Annotated in this window: 17 protein-coding genes; all 17 read right to left on the bottom strand. The window is 54.8% G+C overall.

What is annotated here, in order from left to right:
- Positions 1-161 precede the first annotated feature (161 nt).
- The 17 genes from galF to wcaB all read right to left on the bottom strand — a co-directional run bounded on the left by galF (position 162) and on the right by wcaB (position 19,282).
- Positions 162-1,061 carry a UTP--glucose-1-phosphate uridylyltransferase GalF gene (galF, locus tag EL098_RS07440; RefSeq protein WP_126355654.1) on the bottom strand — a complete coding sequence of 300 codons (900 nt, stop codon included), beginning with the start codon at positions 1,059-1,061 and terminating at the stop codon, positions 162-164.
- Between the two features lie 164 nt (positions 1,062-1,225).
- Positions 1,226-2,650, bottom strand: coding sequence for a colanic acid biosynthesis protein WcaM (gene wcaM / locus EL098_RS07435; RefSeq protein ID WP_126355653.1), 1,425 nt, complete (start codon positions 2,648-2,650; stop codon positions 1,226-1,228).
- 26 nt (positions 2,651-2,676) lie between these two features.
- Positions 2,677-3,897, bottom strand: a complete 1,221-nt coding sequence (gene wcaL / locus EL098_RS07430) for a colanic acid biosynthesis glycosyltransferase WcaL (RefSeq protein WP_126355652.1) — start codon at positions 3,895-3,897, stop codon at positions 2,677-2,679.
- Positions 3,894-5,174 (bottom strand): colanic acid biosynthesis pyruvyl transferase WcaK, encoded by a 1,281-nt coding sequence (gene wcaK / locus EL098_RS07425; protein ID WP_126355651.1) that lies wholly within the window; start codon positions 5,172-5,174, stop codon positions 3,894-3,896. Before wcaK ends, wcaL begins: the two co-directional genes overlap by 4 nt.
- Before the next feature lie 58 nt (positions 5,175-5,232).
- The gene (locus tag EL098_RS07420) at positions 5,233-6,711 is read right to left on the bottom strand and encodes an MOP flippase family protein (protein ID WP_126355650.1); all 1,479 of its coding nucleotides are present in this window, start codon (positions 6,709-6,711) and stop codon (positions 5,233-5,235) included.
- A 12-nt stretch (positions 6,712-6,723) separates the two neighbouring features.
- Positions 6,724-8,118 carry an undecaprenyl-phosphate glucose phosphotransferase gene (gene wcaJ / locus EL098_RS07415; RefSeq protein WP_126355649.1) on the bottom strand — a complete coding sequence of 465 codons (1,395 nt, stop codon included), beginning with the start codon at positions 8,116-8,118 and terminating at the stop codon, positions 6,724-6,726.
- A 144-nt stretch (positions 8,119-8,262) separates the two neighbouring features.
- Positions 8,263-9,633 (bottom strand): phosphomannomutase CpsG, encoded by a 1,371-nt coding sequence (gene cpsG, locus EL098_RS07410; protein ID WP_126355648.1) that lies wholly within the window; start codon positions 9,631-9,633, stop codon positions 8,263-8,265.
- Positions 9,634-9,706: 73 nt separating this feature from the next.
- Complete coding sequence (cpsB, locus tag EL098_RS07405; RefSeq protein ID WP_126355647.1) at positions 9,707-11,149, bottom strand: mannose-1-phosphate guanyltransferase; 1,443 nt, start codon at positions 11,147-11,149, stop codon at positions 9,707-9,709.
- A 17-nt stretch (positions 11,150-11,166) separates the two neighbouring features.
- Positions 11,167-12,387, bottom strand: a complete 1,221-nt coding sequence (gene wcaI, locus EL098_RS07400; protein ID WP_126355646.1) for a colanic acid biosynthesis fucosyltransferase WcaI — start codon at positions 12,385-12,387, stop codon at positions 11,167-11,169.
- The gene (locus EL098_RS07395; protein ID WP_126355645.1) at positions 12,384-12,863 is read right to left on the bottom strand and encodes a GDP-mannose mannosyl hydrolase; all 480 of its coding nucleotides are present in this window, start codon (positions 12,861-12,863) and stop codon (positions 12,384-12,386) included. The genes wcaI and EL098_RS07395 overlap by 4 nt, the downstream gene beginning before the upstream one ends.
- A gap of 2 nt (positions 12,864-12,865) precedes the next feature.
- Positions 12,866-13,831: a GDP-L-fucose synthase gene (fcl, locus tag EL098_RS07390; RefSeq protein WP_126355644.1), complete on the bottom strand. Its 966-nt coding sequence runs from the start codon at positions 13,829-13,831 to the stop codon at positions 12,866-12,868.
- Positions 13,832-13,833: 2 nt separating this feature from the next.
- Positions 13,834-14,955, bottom strand: coding sequence for a GDP-mannose 4,6-dehydratase (gene gmd / locus EL098_RS07385; protein WP_008455078.1), 1,122 nt, complete (start codon positions 14,953-14,955; stop codon positions 13,834-13,836).
- Between the two features lie 111 nt (positions 14,956-15,066).
- Positions 15,067-15,606: a colanic acid biosynthesis acetyltransferase WcaF gene (wcaF, locus tag EL098_RS07380; protein ID WP_126355643.1), complete on the bottom strand. Its 540-nt coding sequence runs from the start codon at positions 15,604-15,606 to the stop codon at positions 15,067-15,069.
- Positions 15,607-15,623: 17 nt separating this feature from the next.
- Entirely contained in the window at positions 15,624-16,376 is a 753-nt protein-coding gene (gene wcaE, locus EL098_RS07375) for a colanic acid biosynthesis glycosyltransferase WcaE (protein ID WP_126355642.1), read from the bottom strand.
- Complete coding sequence (gene wcaD, locus EL098_RS07370; RefSeq protein ID WP_126355641.1) at positions 16,376-17,608, bottom strand: colanic acid polymerase WcaD; 1,233 nt, start codon at positions 17,606-17,608, stop codon at positions 16,376-16,378. The genes wcaE and wcaD overlap by 1 nt, the downstream gene beginning before the upstream one ends.
- Positions 17,583-18,800, bottom strand: coding sequence for a colanic acid biosynthesis glycosyltransferase WcaC (gene wcaC, locus EL098_RS07365; protein WP_126355640.1), 1,218 nt, complete (start codon positions 18,798-18,800; stop codon positions 17,583-17,585). The genes wcaD and wcaC overlap by 26 nt, the downstream gene beginning before the upstream one ends.
- The gene (wcaB, locus tag EL098_RS07360) at positions 18,797-19,282 is read right to left on the bottom strand and encodes a colanic acid biosynthesis acetyltransferase WcaB (protein ID WP_126355639.1); all 486 of its coding nucleotides are present in this window, start codon (positions 19,280-19,282) and stop codon (positions 18,797-18,799) included. The genes wcaC and wcaB overlap by 4 nt, the downstream gene beginning before the upstream one ends.
- Positions 19,283-19,284: the final 2 nt, after the last annotated feature.

Raw genomic sequence — 19,284 nt, 5'->3', positions numbered from 1 at the left:
CTATACAATGCAACCAAAACATGATAACCCTATGAAAAAGCACAATTTCAACGATTACTTATAAAGCAAAACGGCGGCTAATCGTTCAACGTCTACCTTAGACTGAACGCTATGCCACCGTTTGGCGCGCTCTCTTCCATGACAGCGACTTAAAGCAGAGTTTATGCTTTAGCTAGAAGCTTCTGAATACTCTCGCGAAATTTCTGCCCTTCCTTGTGGTTACGCAGTCCGTACTGAACGAACGCCTGCATATAACCCATTTTCTTACCGCAGTCATAGCTCTCGCCGGTCATCTGCATCGCTTCAACCTGCTGAGTTTTGTTAAGCTCCGCGATAGCGTCGGTTAACTGAATACGGCCCCATGCGCCCGGCTCGGTTTTCTCAAGCAGTGGCCAGATGTCGGCGGAGAGCACATAGCGGCCAACGGCAGCCAGATCGGAGTCCAGCGTTTGCGGCTGATCGGGTTTTTCAACGAACTCCACCACCCGACTAACCTGCCCTTCATTCAGCAGAGGCTCTTGAGTGGTGATCACCGAGTAAGCAGCCAGGTCTTCATTTGGCATGTGCTTAGCCAGAACCTGGCTACGGCCGGTTTCATTGAAGCGGGCAACCATTGCCGCAAGATTGTAGCGCAAAGGATCGGCGCTTGCGTCATCAAGCACAACATCAGGCAGCACCACAACAAAAGGATTGTTTCCGACAATGGGCTGAGCGCACAGGATGGAGTGTCCAAGACCCAGCGGCTGCGCCTGACGAACGTTCATGATGGTGACGCCCGGAGGGCAGATAGACTGGACTTCAGCCAGCAGCTGGCGCTTCACGCGCTGCTCAAGCAAGGCTTCCAGCTCATAGGAAGTGTCGAAGTGGTTCTCAACGGCATTCTTGGAAGAGTGGGTTACCAGCACGATCTCTTTAATGCCGGCGGCAACAATTTCGTCGACGATATACTGGATCATCGGCTTATCAACGATAGGCAGCATCTCTTTTGGGATAGCTTTTGTCGCGGGCAGCATATGCATGCCTAAACCGGCTACCGGGATCACTGCTTTTAAATTAGTCATTCTTAGTCCCACCTCTAAATGGTTGGAAGATTATAGTCTTTTCGTGCTCTGATGCCAGCATGAATTCATTAAACCAATGATTCATGCTAGCGCCGTCGGGGCTCAAACAAAATATATTTAATCGCTTCTGTTGACTCAGAATTGTCGCAAAAGGGGTTGCATAATTACCTGCGCGCAGTGGGCAGGATAAAATTGAGGTTTTCACTATTTACGTGAAGCTGATCAACCCGGTCGATATCAACTGAGCTTTGCCCCTTTTCGTTTACTGCGTGAATATTCGCCATCGACAGCAGCGTGTCGTCTTTAGCCATAAACTTCCCACGCACATCTTTGCGAAGATCGAAGTTCAGCTTCAGCGCTGGCCCCGCCGATGCAAGCTGCATCACATTGATATTACGCATAAAAAGATGCTGAGGTTTGTTATGAAACTCAAGCGTTGCGCGTTTAAGCGTCACGTTGGTCATTGCCACGAATGACGTCGCATTGCCGGAGGAGATCTGGATACCGCGCAGCGGGCTGCTCAGCTCGCTATTATCGAGTTTGATGTCGCTAAGCTTAAAGTTTTGCGGAATAGACAGATAATTACCTTTAATCACGCCATAACCGATCAGCATGCCTGCGCTGTCGACCATATCAACATCATCAATCACAAAGTTATCGCAGCCATATATCGCAACGGTGGCGTTATCTATCCCCGCGGTACGGCTAAAGGTCGGATTGATATTACGCGCCTTTACGTTACGAATAAGAAAATGCTTCCCATTCTCGACATGAACCAGCTGGCGGCAGTTGCTGCCGGTGATATTGGCGACCACAAAGTTTTTTACCGCCTGATCTTCAGGATAATTATTGTTATAGGTACTGCCCGCCAGCCCGATGCCGATCCCCCAGTTGATTTTGCCGTTAGTACAGTTAATGTTGTCGATAACGTGGTCAGAAATCAGCAAGTTGTGGTCGTTTATCGCCACATTCCACTCAATGGCATCGCCCTGCAGATGGCTAAAGTGGCCGTTAGTAATACGCACGTGTTCCATACGGTTGTGAAAGCCCTGGCGCAGTATCGCGTAGTTCGCATCGTGAACCGTAATACTGTCGATGGTCAGATTACGCATGGTGCGGTTATCCTTTCCACCGATGTAAATCTGCGCGACATTCACAAAACCGCTCATATCAATGCCTTTGATAACGCAGTCGGAGCCGCGCACATCCAAAGTAATATTGTTGAAGCGCCCTTCCCCCTCGCCGATAATCCGGCAGCCATCCTGCAGGACAAACCGCCCCTTGCCGTTGCCCTTAAGCCCCCCGGCCACCTGCAGCGTTTTTCCCTCTGGTATGAAAATAGCCGTGTTGATGCTATCGCAGACCAGTCCCGCCGGCACCTGCACGACGTCGGCTTCAGCAAACGCCTGTTTAAAGGCGGCTATCCAGTCATTTTGATAGAAATCTTTAATATTGACCTGAGCTCCCCGGCCAATCGCTTTTACCGTGCCGGGAATAAGGGACGCCGCCGCAAGCGCAGAGCCAGCGGCCAGTAGTTTACGACGAGACGGAGAGAAAGGAGTGCGCTTCAGTTGATTGCTTTTAGACATAAGTCCTCATCACAGGATTCGGTGGTTTACAGCGTCTGAAGCTGACGGGCAAGCTGCTGGTAGATGACCTGCTGGTTGAACTGGTCGGCGACTTTCTCCCTGGCGCGCGCAAGCATCTCACGCAGCTCGCTTTCGGAGACCGAAGCCGAGACCTGAAGCTGGTCGGCGAGCGCGAAGGCATCCTTTTCAGGTACCAGCCAGCCTGACTCACCGGCGTCGATAAGCTCAGGAATGCCGCTGTGTACCGTGGATACGACGGGGATCCCAACGGCCATCGCCTCCATCAGCGCGACGGGGATCCCTTCCATATCCCCATCCTCACCGGTGACCGAAGGAAGCAAGAAAAGGTCGGCGCGGTCGAGCATCGCTTTCACCTCATGACTCGGTTTAAAACCGGGCATAAAGACCACGTCCTCCAGCTGCATTTGCTCAATCAGCGTCTTCAGACGGCGCTCCCAGGGGCCAATGCCAAGAATGTTATAGCGAAATGCCACGCCGCGCGCCTTTAGCAGACGGCAGGCTTCAATGGCAATATGTAACCCTTTTTTTTCCGTCAGGCGCGCCACGGAGACTATCTCCAACGGCGTACCCGGCGTTTTCATGGGTCTCAAAGAAAACCTCTCCATATCCACGCCCATCCTGGATACCGCAATCTTGCTCTCCGGGCAGCCCATCTGCTTAAGTCGTTTTGCCCAGAGATTGCTGATTGGCAGCATTAAATCCCCGCGTTCAAACAGCTGCCGGTATTCAGGCGTATAGTGGGCCAGCGCATCACGGTGCGAAATATCGATCCCGTGGAAGACGGTGGCAATTTTACCTTTCAGTAACCCAAGTTCCCTGAGCTTGGCCGCCGTCACGCCCGCAGGGCCGAAATGGGCGATAAAAACATCGGCCTCCAGCGGCTGCTTCTGCCGCCCGCAAATAGATGACAGGATCAGATTGCGGGCTTCGTCGCCATAACGAGTGCGGCTTAAGGCTCGCCAGGTTCTTCCTCTGAAAGCGCCGCGTAACGTATTCATCGCACGGTTTTGCAGTTTGGCGACTTTACCCTCCGGCTCGTCCAGCAACCAGACGGTTTTTTCCGAAAGACCGTAGCTTTTAAACGTCGCGTGGGTGTTGGTCAGATCGCCCTTTTGCAGGGCAACAATCTCAACCTCGTGGCCCATGTCGATAAAAGCGGTGATCTGATTCAGCACAAAGGTTTCCGACGCCAGCGGAAACTTCAGCAGGAAGAAACCAACCTTCATTTCCCCTCCTTAACGCGCTCAAGCACCGACTCCACCATTTTCATGCCGTTTGCGCGCTCTGCGCTAACCGCCTGCGCAAGCCGCTGATTAATCGTCGGCAATTGACCAAGCACGTCAGCCACTACGCCCTGCAGCGAACCGTCCAGCAGTTGCCGAATATCGATGGCCATTTCCGGCATACCCAGCTGCTGCATGATGCCCGCGGATTTATGTTCATAGTTGATGGCGATGGCCGGCGTACCGAAGTTCATCGAAATGATGGCCGAGTGGAGGCGTGTGCCCACCGTCAGCTCGCAGGCTGCAAAAATTTTGCCCATTTCCAGATCGTTCAGCTCATCCATGACCACGTGGTAATCCTCGGGCTGCCTGATGTACTGCTGAATGTTCAACGCCACCATGCGGTCATCTTTGTTGTAGCTGTCAATGCCGGTGCAGGTAGAGAGCGCCAGAACCTGGTAACCCTGTTCAATAGTGCGGTTCACCACTTCGGCAAACGCTCTTTCATACGCTTCCTGGGTGGTGCCAAGCCGCTTATCGAAAGGCGCCAGCTCGCGCAGCGTAATCGCCACGGTTCTCTTACCTGCAATAACGCCAAGCCAGTGCCTGACCGCGTAACTCGGCACAAAATCTTCCTCGTGCTGGGCCACCAGCCATGCGGTATCGACGCCCTGTTCCACCTTACTGGTATCTATCTGGCTCTGTTTCATCAGGTCCAGGCTCACGCTTTCACGCAAAATCAGGGATTTCGCCTGGCCGAAAACGTAGTTAGCCAGTTGGTTAAACTGCGGCTCCTGGAACGGACCGACGCTGTGGCCAATCATGTACACGGGCTTGCGGGCCATAAAACTACAAAGCGCATGCTCGAACTGGCTCACGCCGTACAGATCGACAAAAAACGAGCCGCCAACCTGAATAATCGCGTCGTATTGATGCAGCGACTTCACAAAGTCGATAAAGCCCTGCGGAATAGCGATATTGCGCAGACGCCCGGAATTGGTCGCCTTCGCCAGCAGCACCTGGTGCTGATATTTACGGCGCAGCACTTTTTTCACCCGGCCCACAATCCCGGCGGCATTGTTGTACTGCTTCATTTGCTTATACAGCCCATCGCCCAATACCGGGCGCCCGAGCAGCCACGCAGAGCTCACCGGGTAACGGCTCATCACATCTACATGGATACCGTCATCAAGAGTGGTAATGGCATCGATCAGCCCGCGCAAAATGGCGCTATCACCGCGGTTTCCGCAAGTATGGTTGCCAAGAATAAGTAGTTTCATGTTGACCTCTAGATTTATGACGAAGCGGTAAAGCGTGGTATTTCCCGCTTCGTTGTTATTAGCCAGCGCGAAGCAGCGCTTTCAGACGTTCGCTTCGGCAAAACTGTCGCTTCATTTCGACGATCAGCGCATTGCGGGAGAAAATAATCATCACCATAAACGCGGCAGCCCCCGCCGCGACCTGTACGCCAAGCAAGGCAGCCAGCGGCAGGTGGCCGCTAAGCGCAACGCCAAGCCCGGCGCTGACAATCAGCGTCGGAAGCGACAGGTAAAAAGGCAGCCAGATGCTGAGGATGTACTCCCGGTAGCTGGAGCCCAGCACCGGCTTGATCATGATGAAATAGCTGAGAACGGTGTTAACCACCTGCACCAGCAGAAAACCAAGCGTGACGCCCAGCGCGCCGCCCAGCTGGCCGCCGACGATAATGGCCGGGACAAACAGAAAGGTTTTAAAGACGTTGAATTTAAAGCTGATGTCTACACGAGCCTTAGCCATCAGCAATGAACCAATCGGGTTGCCGATGGAGCGCAGCAGCCCGACGACGCACAGCAGCTGCAGGACAGGCGTGATGAACTGCCATTTTTCGCCGAACACCAGCGGGACAAAGTTGTTGGACACCACCATCAGCCCCAACAGCGCCGGGAAGTTAATGATCCCGACAATCGACAGCAGCTTGTAGAAGTTCACCCGAAGCTTCGCGGTGTCGTCCTGAATCTTAGCGAAGGCCGGAAACAACACGCGCGTGATAATCGGGTTGAGCTTCATCGGCGGAACCACGGCGACGTTATATGCCAGGTTATAGCCACCGGCGACGCTGGCACCGAGAATACGCGCCAGCACCAGCGTGGAAAGGTTGGTATTGACGTAGTTGATCACGCTATCGGCGGTCAGCCAGGCTCCAAACTTCAGGTTAGCATTAACCGATTTAAGGGAAAAATGGAGGCCAGGGCGGTAGATCTTGCGCCCGAAGAAGCCAAACAGCGAGGTGCGAACGACGGTATTGACCAGGTATCCGATAATCGCGGTGATGGCAAACGGATAATATATTGCCGCCGTGACGGTAACCGTGAAGCCCACCAGAACGGAGACCGTCTCAATAGAGCCAATTTTGGAAAACTCCAGCTCCTTTTGCATCAGCGCGCGGAACTGCTGCCCGTGCGGGATAACGATAAAGGCAAAGGACAGCGTTTTAATCAGCGGCGACAGGTCAGGGTTATGCAGCACGCCGGCAATCAAGTCGCTGAGTAAAAAGACAACGATAGCCACCAGCATACCCAGCCCGACGTTCAGCCAGTACAGCGTGGTCAGCTCCAGCTGGCTAATCTCTTTGCGCTGAATAATGGAGTTGGCGATACCAAAATCAGACAGCGTATCGGCCAGGGCGATAATCACCAGCGATACGGTAAGCAGGCCAAACTGGTGGTTATCGATGGTTCTGGCCAGAATGGTCATCTGCGCCAGCCCCAGGCCAATAATAATAACCGTGGCAATCGCGGACCACTTTGCGCCGCTGATAGTTTTTTCTCTCAGGCTCATATCGGGTTCCGGTCAGTAGGCCGCTTTGTTAACAAAGCCTTTGAAAACGGTCAGGAAGACAATCTTGATGTCGAACCACAGGCTCCACTCGCGAATATATTCCAGGTCGAACTCCACGCGTTTTTCCATCTTGTCGAGCGTGTCTGTTTCCCCTCGCCAGCCGTTAATTTGCGCCCAGCCGGTAATGCCAGGTTTGACCTTATGGCGAAGCATGTAGCCATCAATTAACGTGCGGTATTGCTCGTTATGGGCGACGGCGTGAGGTCGCGGACCGACGATAGACATGCCGCCGAGAAACACATTAATAAACTGCGGCAGCTCATCCAGCGAAGTGCGGCGCAGGAAACTCCCGATAGGCGTAATACGTTTGTCGCCTTTGGTTGCCTGCACCACAACCGCGTCGTTCTCCATCACTTTCATGGAGCGGAATTTCCAGACTTTGATGGGCTTGCCGTCCATGCCGTAACGGGTCTGGCGAAAAATCACCGGACCCGGCGAAGTCAGCTTCACCGCCAGGCTGATGCAGAGCAGAACGGGGGAAATCAGCAGTAGAATCAAAGAAGACAGCACAATATCTTCCAGCCGCTTAAGCACGCTATTGAAGCCGCTCAGCGGCGTCTCAAACAGCGGCACAACCGGCACGCCATTCACCTCTTCGGTGCGGGTATTCAGAATATTGAAGGTAAAGACATCGGGGATCAGCAGTACCGAACAGGTGGTATCCGCCAGCTCGCTCACCAGCTTTTTAATCCGGGACTCATGGCTCATCTCCATCGCAATATAGATCTTGTCGATCTCACCGTTGCGGGCATCGGCGACCAGCGTGGTGAAGTTGCCCATGTAGTCGATCATCGCCCCGGCGGGCGGTTCATCATCGTAAACGCCGAGCACGTTGAAGCCCAGCCAGGGCTCATTATTAAAGCTTTGTGCCAGCATCTGGCCCACCGGCAACGAGCCGGCGATGGCAACGCGGCGCGTATTAAAGCCCTTGTTACGTAGCCAGCCTGCAGCAAACCGAATCCACGACCGGCAAATCACCAGCCCTATGCCGCTCAGTCCATACCAGGCCAGATATACCCCAAACGAGCCGTCAAAATCGCTGTTAAAAGCCAGCAGCCCGGCGCTAAAAATAACGCTGAGCGTCCAGTTCTGCAGCAGCAGAAAGAGTTCGCTGGCGATCTTCACCCCGCGCCACGAACGGTAGAAGTCCGTTATCCCACCAATCATCTGGAACACTACCAGGGTCAACAGAGCCATCAGCAGATGCATGTAGAGAAACGGCAAAGTATTCACCCGGCAGACTATCCAGAGACCGGCAAACATGATGCTGATGTCAGAGAAACGTTGCACCATAGAGATCAACGATGCGTTGGTTTTTGGCAGCTCGCGCTTTTTTAGATTTGTCATCGTTTTACCTTTGAAAGTTGTCGCATCGGTGTTTTTACCCCCCTCACGCTTCCGGGGAGAGGAGCAAGAACTGGCTCCTGACAATCCCCTCTCCCTTCCAGGGAGAGGGCCAGGGTGAGGGTCAAAACCCCTGAATGCGGCAGGTTACTGATTCAACAGCGCCATAATTTCCTGCGTTCGCGCCTGCATCAGCGTCTCGTCGCCGCGAGACTCGACGTTCAGGCGTACCACCGGCTCGGTGTTTGAACTCCGCAGGTTGAACCGCCAGTCGCCAAACGCCATGCTGATCCCATCCGTATGGTCAATTTCTTCCGCCTGCGGGCCAAAATGCGCGCGCACACGCTCAATCGCCGCGGCCGGCGTTTCCAGCTTGCTGTTGATTTCACCGCTCGCCGGCCACGCCACCATCCGGTCCTCCACCAGCTCGCCAAGCGTTTTCCCCTTCAGGCACAGCAACTCGGTCACCAGCAGCCACGGGATCATCCCGCTGTCGCAGTAGGCAAAATCGCGGAAGTAGTGATGGGCGCTCATCTCGCCGCCATAAATCGCATCCTCTTCACGCATGCGCTCTTTAATAAACGCATGTCCCGTCTTCGACATCACCGGTTTACCGCCTGCACGCTCAACGATATCCACCGTGTTCCAGGACAGACGTGGGTCATGAATAATTTTCGCCCCCGGCTGCTTCTCGAGGAACGCCGCCGCCAGCAGGCCCACGATGTAATACCCTTCGATAAACTGCCCTTTCTCGTCGAACAGGAAACAGCGATCAAAGTCACCGTCGAAGGCGATGCCCATATCCGCACCGTGCTCAATCACCGCGTTGCGGGTATCGTCGCGGCACTCAGGCAGCAGCGGGTTAGGAATACCGTTCGGGAAGTTGCCGTCCGGCGTGTTGTGCACTTTCACGAAGGTCAACGGCACGTTCAGCGCCTTAAAGCGGGCTTCGATGGCGTCCACAATCGGGCCGGCAGCCCCGTTGCCGGAGTTAACCACCAGCTTCAGCGGCTTGATGTTGCTGACGTTGATGTAGGAGAAAAGATGGTCGAGGTAAGCCTCCACCACCGACACTTTCTTGTAGCTGCCGCGCGCCGCGTCATTTACCGGCGGGAAATCGTTGGCTTCCGCCAGGCGCTGCACGTCGCGCAACCCGGTGTCGCCGCTGATTGGGCGGGCGCCCTGGCGTACCAGCTTCATGCCGTTGTAGTCCATCGGGTTATGGCTGGCGGTCACTTCGATGCCGCCGTCTACGTTCAGGTGCCAGGTGGCAAAGTAGATTTCTTCCGTGCCGGACAGGCCGATATCCAGCACGTCCACGCCCGCATCCTGCAGGCCGCGCGCCAGCGCCTGCTTCAGCGATTCGCTGGTCAGGCGAACGTCGCCGCCCAGCACGATGGTTTTCGGCTTCAGGTATTCACCGTAGGCGCGGCCGATGCGCCAGGCGATGTCTTCGTTCAGCTCGTCGCCCAGGCGACCGCGGATGTCGTAGGCTTTAAAACAGGTCAGTTGCTGCATGATTTCGCTCCTTTGGGCAACAGTTACCCAACCCACGGGCTTGTGGCCCATGGAGAATGTTTACAATCAGGGGTTAAATGCGTCCGTAGCGGTCCTGGAAACGGACGATATCGTCTTCTTCCAGGTAGGTACCGGAGCGAACCTCAATCAGGTCGAGAGGAATTTTGCCGGGGTTTTCCAGGCAATGGGTCATGCCGAGCGGGATATAGATGGACTCGTTTTCCCCCAGCAGTTTGACCTCGTCGCCCAGCGTCACCTTCGCGGTGCCCGCCACCACAATCCAGTGCTCGGCGCGGTGATGGTGCATTTGCAGCGAAAGCCCCTCGCCCGGCTTGACGGTAATGCGCTTCACCTGGTAGCGTTCGCCGGCGTCAATGGAGTCATATTTTCCCCACGGGCGGTACACTTCACGGTGGTTATGGTGTTCGTGGCGGCCATCGCCTTTGATGCGTTCAACCACTTTCTTCACGCTCTGAACGTGGTCGCGGTCGGCGATCAGTACGGCGTCTTTGGTCTGCACCACCACCAGGTCCTTGACGCCAACGGTGGTGACCAGGCCTGACTCGGCATAGATATAGCTGTTTTCAGTTTCATGGCTGATCACGTCGCCGTGATGCACGTTGCCTTCGGGGCTCTTGGCGCTGATTTCCCAAAGCGATGACCAGGAACCGACGTCGCTCCAGCCCGCATCCATCGGCACCACCACCGCATCGGCGGTTTTTTCCATCACCGCGTAGTCAATGGACTCATCCGGGCAGGCGAGGAATGCCTCTTCGTCCACGCGAACGAAGTCGAGATCGGGGTCAACACCCGCCATGGCTTTTTCGCAGGCGGCAAGGATATCCGGGCGGAACTTCGCCAGCTCTTCGAGGTAGCGGCCTGCGCGGAAAAGGAACATACCGCTGTTCCAGTAGTACTCCCCGCTGGCGACATAGGCCTGAGCGGTACAAAGGTCAGGTTTTTCGACAAACTGCGCCACGCTAAAAGCTACGGCATCAACGCCGTTTTCCGGCGTAGAGACAACGCCGCGGCGGATATAGCCATAGCCCGTTTCCGGCAGGTCAGGGACAATACCAAAGGTCACCAGCTTGCCCGCCTCGGCATACGGCATCGCGCTACGCACCGCCGAGCGGAAGGCTTCTTCATTCTGGATAACGTGATCGGCGGCCAGAATCAGCATCAGCGGATCCTGCTGCGGCTGATTTCGCAGCGCGGCAAGGGCAGCCAGGGCGATAGCGGGGGCCGTGTTGCGCCCGGCGGGCTCCAGCACGATGTTTTCGGTCAGCTTATTCAGCTGGCGCAGCTGTTCGGCGACGATAAACCGGTGCTGCTCGTTGCAAATCACCACCGGGCTTTCGCACTCTACCCCGTTCAGGCGATTGATAGTGGTTTGCAGCATAGTCAGATCCCCTTTCAGGCAGAGGAACTGTTTGGGGTACAGCACGCGAGAGAGCGGCCAGAGGCGGCTACCGTTGCCGCCCGCCATGATCACCGGATAGAGTTTTGACTGACTCATAATTTATCCCCGACTTTTTATGAAGAGATGGCAGCAATAAACTGGCTTAACACGTTCTCTTTTTCGAGCGTGCGTTCGGCATATTCACGTGCCACCGTATTGTTCTGAGGAAGCTGCAGGCACCGTTCAATGCCCGCCGCCAGCGCATCGGCGGACTCAGGCATCACGCAGACCGCAATACCCGGATAAGCCTCGCAAAGCTGGCCCAACTCGGTTTCTGGCTCGGCGGTAATCACCGCATTCCCGCCTACCGCCAGTATGTTGGTCAGCTTGGAAGGCAGTACGGCGTCCGCCGCGCCGCGGCGCTGGATGACCAGATGGCAGTCGGCCAGACAAAGCAGCGCCGGGAGTGCCTCATAAGACTGAAGCGGATGGAAAACCACATTGCTCAGTCCATGAACGTGCACCAGTTTTTCGAGCCGTTCTTTGCCGCCGCCCTGGCCAACGATGACGAACAGGTACGGGCTTTCAGCAAACCGGCCCGCGACTTCAATCACCGTTTCCAGCCCCTGTTTTTCGCCAATATTGCCGGAGTACAGCACAATCTTTTTATCTTCCGGCAGGTTAAGGGCACGGCGAACACTTTCTATCTGCTCAGGCGCAACGTCGCGAAAGCGCGCCACTTCCGACCAGTTGGGGAAGAAAATCACCCGCTGCGTATCCACGCCTTTCTCGGTGGCTTTATTCATCATTGAGCGAGAAATGGTGGAGACATTATCAACGTTGTGCAGACCGCTTTTTTCAAAGCGCTGGGCAAGACGAGCTATTTTGCCCGGCTTCTTACCTGCCATGCCCAAACCGAGCATCGCATCCACTTCATAGTCCTGAATATGCAGCAGCGTGCGTGCCCCGCTCAGCTTAGCGAGCAGACGCATCCCCGGTACGCAAAACAGAGTCGGCACCACGCCAATGACGCGATCGGGCTTCCAGCCGCGCTGGGCGAGAAGCGGGAAAAACGAGCTCAGCGCGAAGCTGCCTAAATGCACCAGCCGCTTGAGCGTAGAGGGCTGCTTTGGCACGTACAGCGGGCAGCGCCAGACGGTCGCCTTGCCCTGCTCTTTTTTGTATTTCCATGCCGAGTAGTCCGGATGAACCTTCCAGACCGGATAATAGGGAGGCGCAGTGATCACCCGCACCTCGTGGCCCCGGCTGGTCATCCACTCCACCATTTCACCGGTGTACTTGCCGATGCCGGTCAGCTCCGGTGAATAGTTAATGCCGTAGACCAGAATTTTCATAAGCCCGGTACCTTCCCTTTGGCCTGCTTAATGAAGTAAGCGCGGCTGTTATCGTGCACATCCTCACGCTTGAGCAGCGCTTCCGGCGTCAGCCAGCAGTACGCTTTATGCTGCTCGGCCGGCAGGTTCAGCTGCTTGTCATCCACCCGCAGGCGGAAGCCCAGCACCACGTAATGCGTCGAGAAATCTTTTCCGGAGAAGTTATCGCCGTAAAAATGCTGCCAGACGCCGTAAAACTCACCGTTCGCAAGCGGGAAGGCTGTCCCCAGCTCCGCTTCCGTCAGGCGAAGAAACGCGTTAGCCAGCGTTTCATCCTTCTGTACCCTTCCCCCCGGCACAAACCAAAAGCCCTTCGCAGGGCGATTGGTTCGTAAACCAAGCAGGAACTCGCCCGCCTGGTTTTCGACGATAAGATCGAGGGAGATCAGCGGAGTAGCGCTCACTACGGTGGCAAAATCTTCAGCGCTAAGAAACATGCTTACCCCCGGAACCGCTGCTGGTTTTCGAGGAACCACTGGTAAGTGCTGGCGAGGCCCGCCTCCAGTGAAATTTCGTGATACCAGCCGAGGCGATGCAGGCGTGAAACGTCCAGCAGCTTACGCGGCGTACCGTCAGGCTTCGTGGCGTCAAACACCACGCGGCCACGGTAGCCGGTCACTTTCGCCAGCGTCTGCGCCAGCTCGCGGATCGTGCAGTCAACGCCGGTACCGACGTTAATGTGCGACAGCATCGGTTCGGTGTTCTCCTGCCACACTTCCTGATCCAGCTCCATCACGTGAATGCTGGCCGCGGCCATATCGTCCACGTGTAAGAACTCACGCATCGGCGTGCCGCTCCCCCACACCACAACGTCAGGCGCATTCTCCTGCGTGGCTTCGTGGAAGCGGCGCAGCAGGGCCGGAATAACGTGGGAGTTACTCGGGTGGAAGTTGTCGTTCGGGCCGTAGAGGTTGGTCGGCATCACCGAGCGATAATCCCGCCCGTACTGACGGTTGTACGACTCGCACAGCTTGATACCGGCAATTTTGGCAATCGCATACGGCTCATTCGTAGCTTCAAGCGTCCCCTGCAGCAGCTCGCTTTCCGCCATTGGCTGATTCGCCATCTTCGGATAAATGCAGGATGAGCCGAGGAACAACAGTTTGTTCACGCCGTGCGTATGAGCGGCATGAACGATGTTGCTTTCGATCATCATGTTCTCGTAGATGAACTCCGCCGGGAACGTGTTGTTGGCGACGATGCCGCCCACTTTTGCCGCCGCGAGGTACACCTGGTCGATTTTTTCGCTGGCGAAAAAGGCATTCACCTCGCTGGCATCCAGCAGATTCAGCTCATCGCGCCCGCGCAGCACCAGCTCAACGTCATCACGCTGCCCGAGCTGGCGGACGATGGCCGAGCCGACCATGCCACGGTGACCGGCAACAAAGATACGTTTCTTATTCATACTCAGGACTCCAGCGCGATGGCGACCTCATAACCATGGGACTTCAGCAGGGAGTGTTTCTTCGCTGCTTCCAGGTCTTTGGCAACCATTTCGCCGACCATTTCCTGCAGGGTGATTTCCGGCTTCCAGCCCAGCGTTTCGTGCGCTTTAGTCGGGTCGCCCAGCAGGGTTTCCACTTCAGCAGGACGGAAGTAGCGCGGGTCAACGGAGACGATAACGTCGCCAGGTTTGACGCCGGGTGCGTCGTGGCCGGTAACGGAAACAACGATGCCCTTCTCTTCCACGCCCTGGCCTTCAAAGCGCAGTTTGATGCCAAGCTGAGCAGCAGCCATTTCCACGAACTGACGCACGGAGTACTGCACGCCGGTGGCGATAACGAAGTCTTCTGGTTTTTCCTGCTGCAGCATCATCCACTGCATTTTCACGTAATCTTTGGCATGGCCCCAGTCGCGCAGGGAATCCATGTTGCCGAGGTAGAGGCACTTCTCCAGACCCTGGGCAATGTTGGCGATGGCGCGGGTAATTTTACGGGTCACAAAAGTCTCGCCGCGGCGTGGAGACTCGTGGTTGAACAGAATGCCGTTACAGGCATACATGCCGTAGGATTCACGGTAGTTGACGGTGATCCAGTAGGCGTAAAGCTTGGCAACCGCATACGGAGAACGCGGATAGAAAGGCGTAGTTTCTTTCTGAGGGATTTCCTGAACCAGGCCGTACAGCTCAGACGTTGACGCCTGGTAGAAGCGGGTTTTCTTTTCCAGACCGAGGAAGCGGATGGCCTCCAGCAGGCGCAGCGTGCCCATCGCATCGACGTCAGCGGTGTATTCCGGGGATTCAAAGGAGACCGCCACGTGGCTCATTGCGCCGAGGTTGTAGACTTCATCCGGTTGCACTTCAGACAGGATGCGGGTCAGGTTGGAGGTGTCGGTCAGATCGCCGTAGTGCAGGTGGAATTTGGGGTTGCCCGCATGCGGATCCTGATAAATATGGTCCACGCGCTCGGTATTGAAAGAAGAGGCGCGGCGCTTGATACCGTGAACTTCATAGCCTTTTTCCAGCAGGAATTCCGCCAGGTAAGAGCCGTCTTGTCCGGTGACACCCGTGATGAGAGCTACTTTAGTCATGATAATTTATCCTCTGTGAACATTTTTATTGGCCCTTACCCCTCCCCCCACCCCTCTCCCCGAAGGAGAGAGGGCGAGAACCGCTGACGCGTAGAGCGAGGGTAAAAGTAATTACGCGCGTTCGCGTATTTTTACTGCTGGGTTACCCCGGCAAACGGCATTCGCCGGTAATGATTTATAAACGCTGCTCCGTGCTCCCACGACGCAGCCGTCACCGATGGAGACGCCGGGAGAAACAAAAACATCGGTTGCCAACCAGCATTTTTCGCCGATCACAATAGGTGACTGGGTAATATCAAAATGCTGACTCATATAATCGTGGCTGCCGGTGCACAAATAACACTTCTGCGATACCACGGAATTAGCGCCGATGGTAATTTCGCCGAGGGTATATAACACGGCGTCATCGCCAACCCAGGCGTAATCGCCCAGCGTTAACTTCCACGGATAGGTGATTTTTACCGACGGACGAATAACTACTTTTTTACCTACCTTTGCGCCGAACATGCGCAATAAAAAGGCGCGCCACGGATATAAAACCTGCGGTGACCAGGCAAACAGCGTGGCCTGTACCGCCCACCACAGTTGCACTTTAATGCCGCTCGCGCCGCGAAATCCCCTCGGTACACTGAAGCCGCTTAAATCCTGCATAATATTTCCCGTGTGCTTTAGGTTTTGTTATAAAGCGCTTTGGCTTTTCCGGTTGTTTTTAACCGCAGCTGAAAAGAGAGTTCGGCAATGAATCCCGGCACGCGTAAAATATTACGCTGCACGTTTTTGGCATCCTGGCACAGTTCAAGATTATTTGAGGTCGAGACGCCGCCCATCGAAAACTCAGAAATCAGCCCTTTAATACGCTTAAAGGCATAGCCATTTTTATACATCTTTGCCGCCAGCGCATAATCGGAGGAGACTTTATATTGCAGATCGTAGGGATATTTACGCAGACCGGAGAGCGGGAAGAAGATAGCCTGATGGCTTGCCGGCAGGCTGTGATAAATATACCAGCCACGCTTGGCGCTACGGCGAATTTTATGCCCCTCACCAAAGTCCAGCAGCGCATCGCCAATAACCATCGCATCATCGCGTTTGCCTGAGGCAGCCAGCTGATAAATCACCCCGGCAATCTCAGGATGAAAGGCATCGCCGGAGTTCAGAAAGAGCGCATAGCGCCCCTGCGCCATGGCAATCCCTTTGTTCATTGCGTCGTAGATGCCGTTGTCTTTTTCACTGACAAAGCGCAGGTTGTACTGACCTTTCAGGCCAGAAAGAAATTCAGCCGTGCCGTCCGGAGAATTGCCGTCAACAACAATCCATTCGAACTCAATGTCCTTTGCCTGAGCCAGATGCGCCAGGGATTGCCAGGTTTTCACCACCCCGTCATAGTTACGCCATGCGACTGTAATGACACTTAATAACATTATTGCGCACCTCCTGGCAGCGAACGGTGAATTGCTTTACGTAAAATAAATGGGCAAACAATTAAAAATGCATATTCCGGACTAAAAATTGAGCCGGTAAAAAACAAGGATACAGGCATAAACAACCAAAGCTGAACCCGATAATTCTCATTATTACCAAAGGCATTGCGCATCATTTTTATGACTCGCCACATATAGCCGGCGGTCATTAATACAGCAAACCATGAGAAATAAATAATCAGCAGATACAGTCCATTGTCCACGGTTTTCCCTACGTCTGCACCGTTAAATATTCCGAATGATGCGACATATTCATAGAGTGAACCAAAACGCACAACCCCGTCGACGTTGGCCAGAGAATAACCCACCATGGCTAACGGACCAATGATACGATAATAAGAAGAAGAACCTTCCGTGCCCAAATCACCAATACGTGTTGCGATATACGGAAATGCAAACACCAGGCCGATTAAAAAAACCGCCAAAGAAATAATCGCTAACGGCAACTTCTTTTTAATGGCGCTTTTATTAAGGTACTGAAACGCCCACTCCAGCAGGTAAAACAAAATAAATGTCATCACCCCGGAAAAAGATCCTGAAAGGATTATCCCTAAAAGAATCATAACATCAGTTTTCGGCGTTTTGATACCAAACTGTTTGATGCTGAGCCAAATTGAGATTAATGCCAGAGCGAAGAAAGCGGGCTCAAAATAGAGCGCCGTAGTACGCCGCCCGCCGAAGCTAATAAAGTTAAGCACGTAGCTGTTGCTGTAGATGAGAAACTTCGAAATCTTCTCAATCAGGCTACTGCCGCCGGTCAGAATAATCTGAGCCATTTCCGCGGCGGCCAGCGCGACAATCATTCCCACGACCCCGTAAAAAAAGCGCAGTATCTTGCGGTGATTACGTAGCGAAATGGTTTTAAAGCGACAGCTCCAGGTCAGGCCGAGAATGAGCACGATGTAAACAAACAGCATCATCGAGGTAACATATTTTGCCGGATCGAGCGACTGGCCAAAAATGTAGTTAAACGCCGTAAGCCCTGCCCCGACGCCGAGCGCGATCATCAGTTTTTTCAGATTGATGCGCTCGACATACAAAAACAGAATCGCCGGCAGGAAGGTCACGATGGTGATCGGAAAGCTTTCGCCCAGCGAAGCCAGCTTAATGTTCACCACCAGGTAGATGAACGGCAGCAGCAGATAGCTACAGACCCTGATAGAACGAGACATACTCCTCCAGCATCTGTTTGCCGCTGTAGGCCTGGCGGCTGGCTTCGCGGAAGGTCGCTAAATCGGTGGCAAATACCTGCTCAGCAAGCTGTGCTTTTTTTAGCTGCACCAGCGCCAGAACCTGCTCAGGCGTAAAAGTCTTTCCGCCCACCTTGCGTAAAACTTCATCTGCCGCTTCGCTGCTCGTCGCCACTACCGGCACGCCGATTGAGAGCGCTTCGCAAAGGATAAGCGGGTAATTGTCTACCCGGGAACTGAACACGAGGCAATCCATGGTATTCAGCTCGCTCATCAGCTTGCGTTTGTCGGTCATATAGCCGTGGTTCACCACATTCGAGCCCTCAAACGGTGAGAACTTGCCGAAGGTATGCAGCTCAATGCTGTCGCCCAGGGCCATCATCGCCTGCACCAGCTTCTGGTTAGTTTTACCGTCATAGCGCAGATCGTGGGCAACTATCGCCACCCGGGGTTTTCCTGTTGCGGACACGACATCAGGCAGCTCCGCCAGAATCGCTTCCGTTGCCACGTCGATACCGTTATTGATGATTTTGCAGCGTCCAGCGCCATAAAGTTGGTTGAAGGCCTCCGCCACATGCTGGCTTGGGGAGATAAACTGGCAGCCAAGCGCCAGCATTTCGCGGAACAGCTGGCGCTTGCCCTCCACCTGCTGATGGGCTTTATCGACTTTCACCGGAGGATAGTTGGTCAGCGTCGGACACTTAACGCAGCCCGTTTTCCAGCCCTCACAGCCGTCGAGGAAAGCGCAGCGCCCGGTAATGCTCCAGTGGTCATGCAGCGTCCAGACAAAGGTAACGTCCGGCTTATTGGCCCTGACCCGCTGGCAAAACGACACCATTTCATCCAGATTCAGCCAGTAGCTATGCATCACGTGAAAATGCAGCACCACGGGCTGCTGGCTGTGGGTGACGCGGCGATAAAGCTTGTTCAGGTTGCCAAACGGGTCGCGATTCAGAAAACGAAACAGCGCGATATTGGCGATGGACACCAGGCGCGGCGTGTGCTTTTCAACGTCCTGATAGAGATCGTGGCTGGCGCTTTTCTTGCCGCCCTTGCCATAACCGTAGATAAAACGCGAAGGCAGTCCGGCGAGGCGAGCTCGCTGGTGAAGGTCAAGCGCCACGCCCGCTGCGCCGCCCTCTGCCAGGCGCACATTAAACTGCATGATGTTCATTTGATCACCTTAACCCGCGCTTTTTCACCCACCACCAGCGCGTTGTCCGGCACGCTGTCCAGCACCACGCTGCCTGCGCCCACCGCTACGTTATTGCCGATGGTGATGTCGCCAACGATAATCACGTTCGCGCCCAGCTCAACGCCGTGACCAATTACCGGGCAGGCCAGGCTGTTGCCACGGTTGCCGATGGTGACGCCGTGGCGAATGGTGAAATCATCCCCCGCGACGACAAACTTATTGATCACTACCGCGTAGCCGTGATGAATGGTGAAGCGGCGGCCAATGGTGGCGGCCGCCTGGATTTCATAGCCAAACAGACATTCAGTGATAAAGCGATACGCCAGTAAAACCGGTGCCGCCCATAGGTTGTTGATAACGTTCTTCTTGCGCCACACCGAACAGAAGTGGGCAACGCGGTAAGCCAGCACCATGCAGCACGGGCGCAGGCTCCAGCTATTGGCTCGTAAATCTTCCAGCACGC

The organism is Cedecea lapagei (genome assembly GCF_900635955.1).
Classification (GTDB): domain Bacteria; phylum Pseudomonadota; class Gammaproteobacteria; order Enterobacterales; family Enterobacteriaceae; genus Cedecea; species Cedecea lapagei.
Note: the sequence above shows the minus strand (reverse complement) of the source record. Positions and strands in the feature narration are given on the sequence as shown.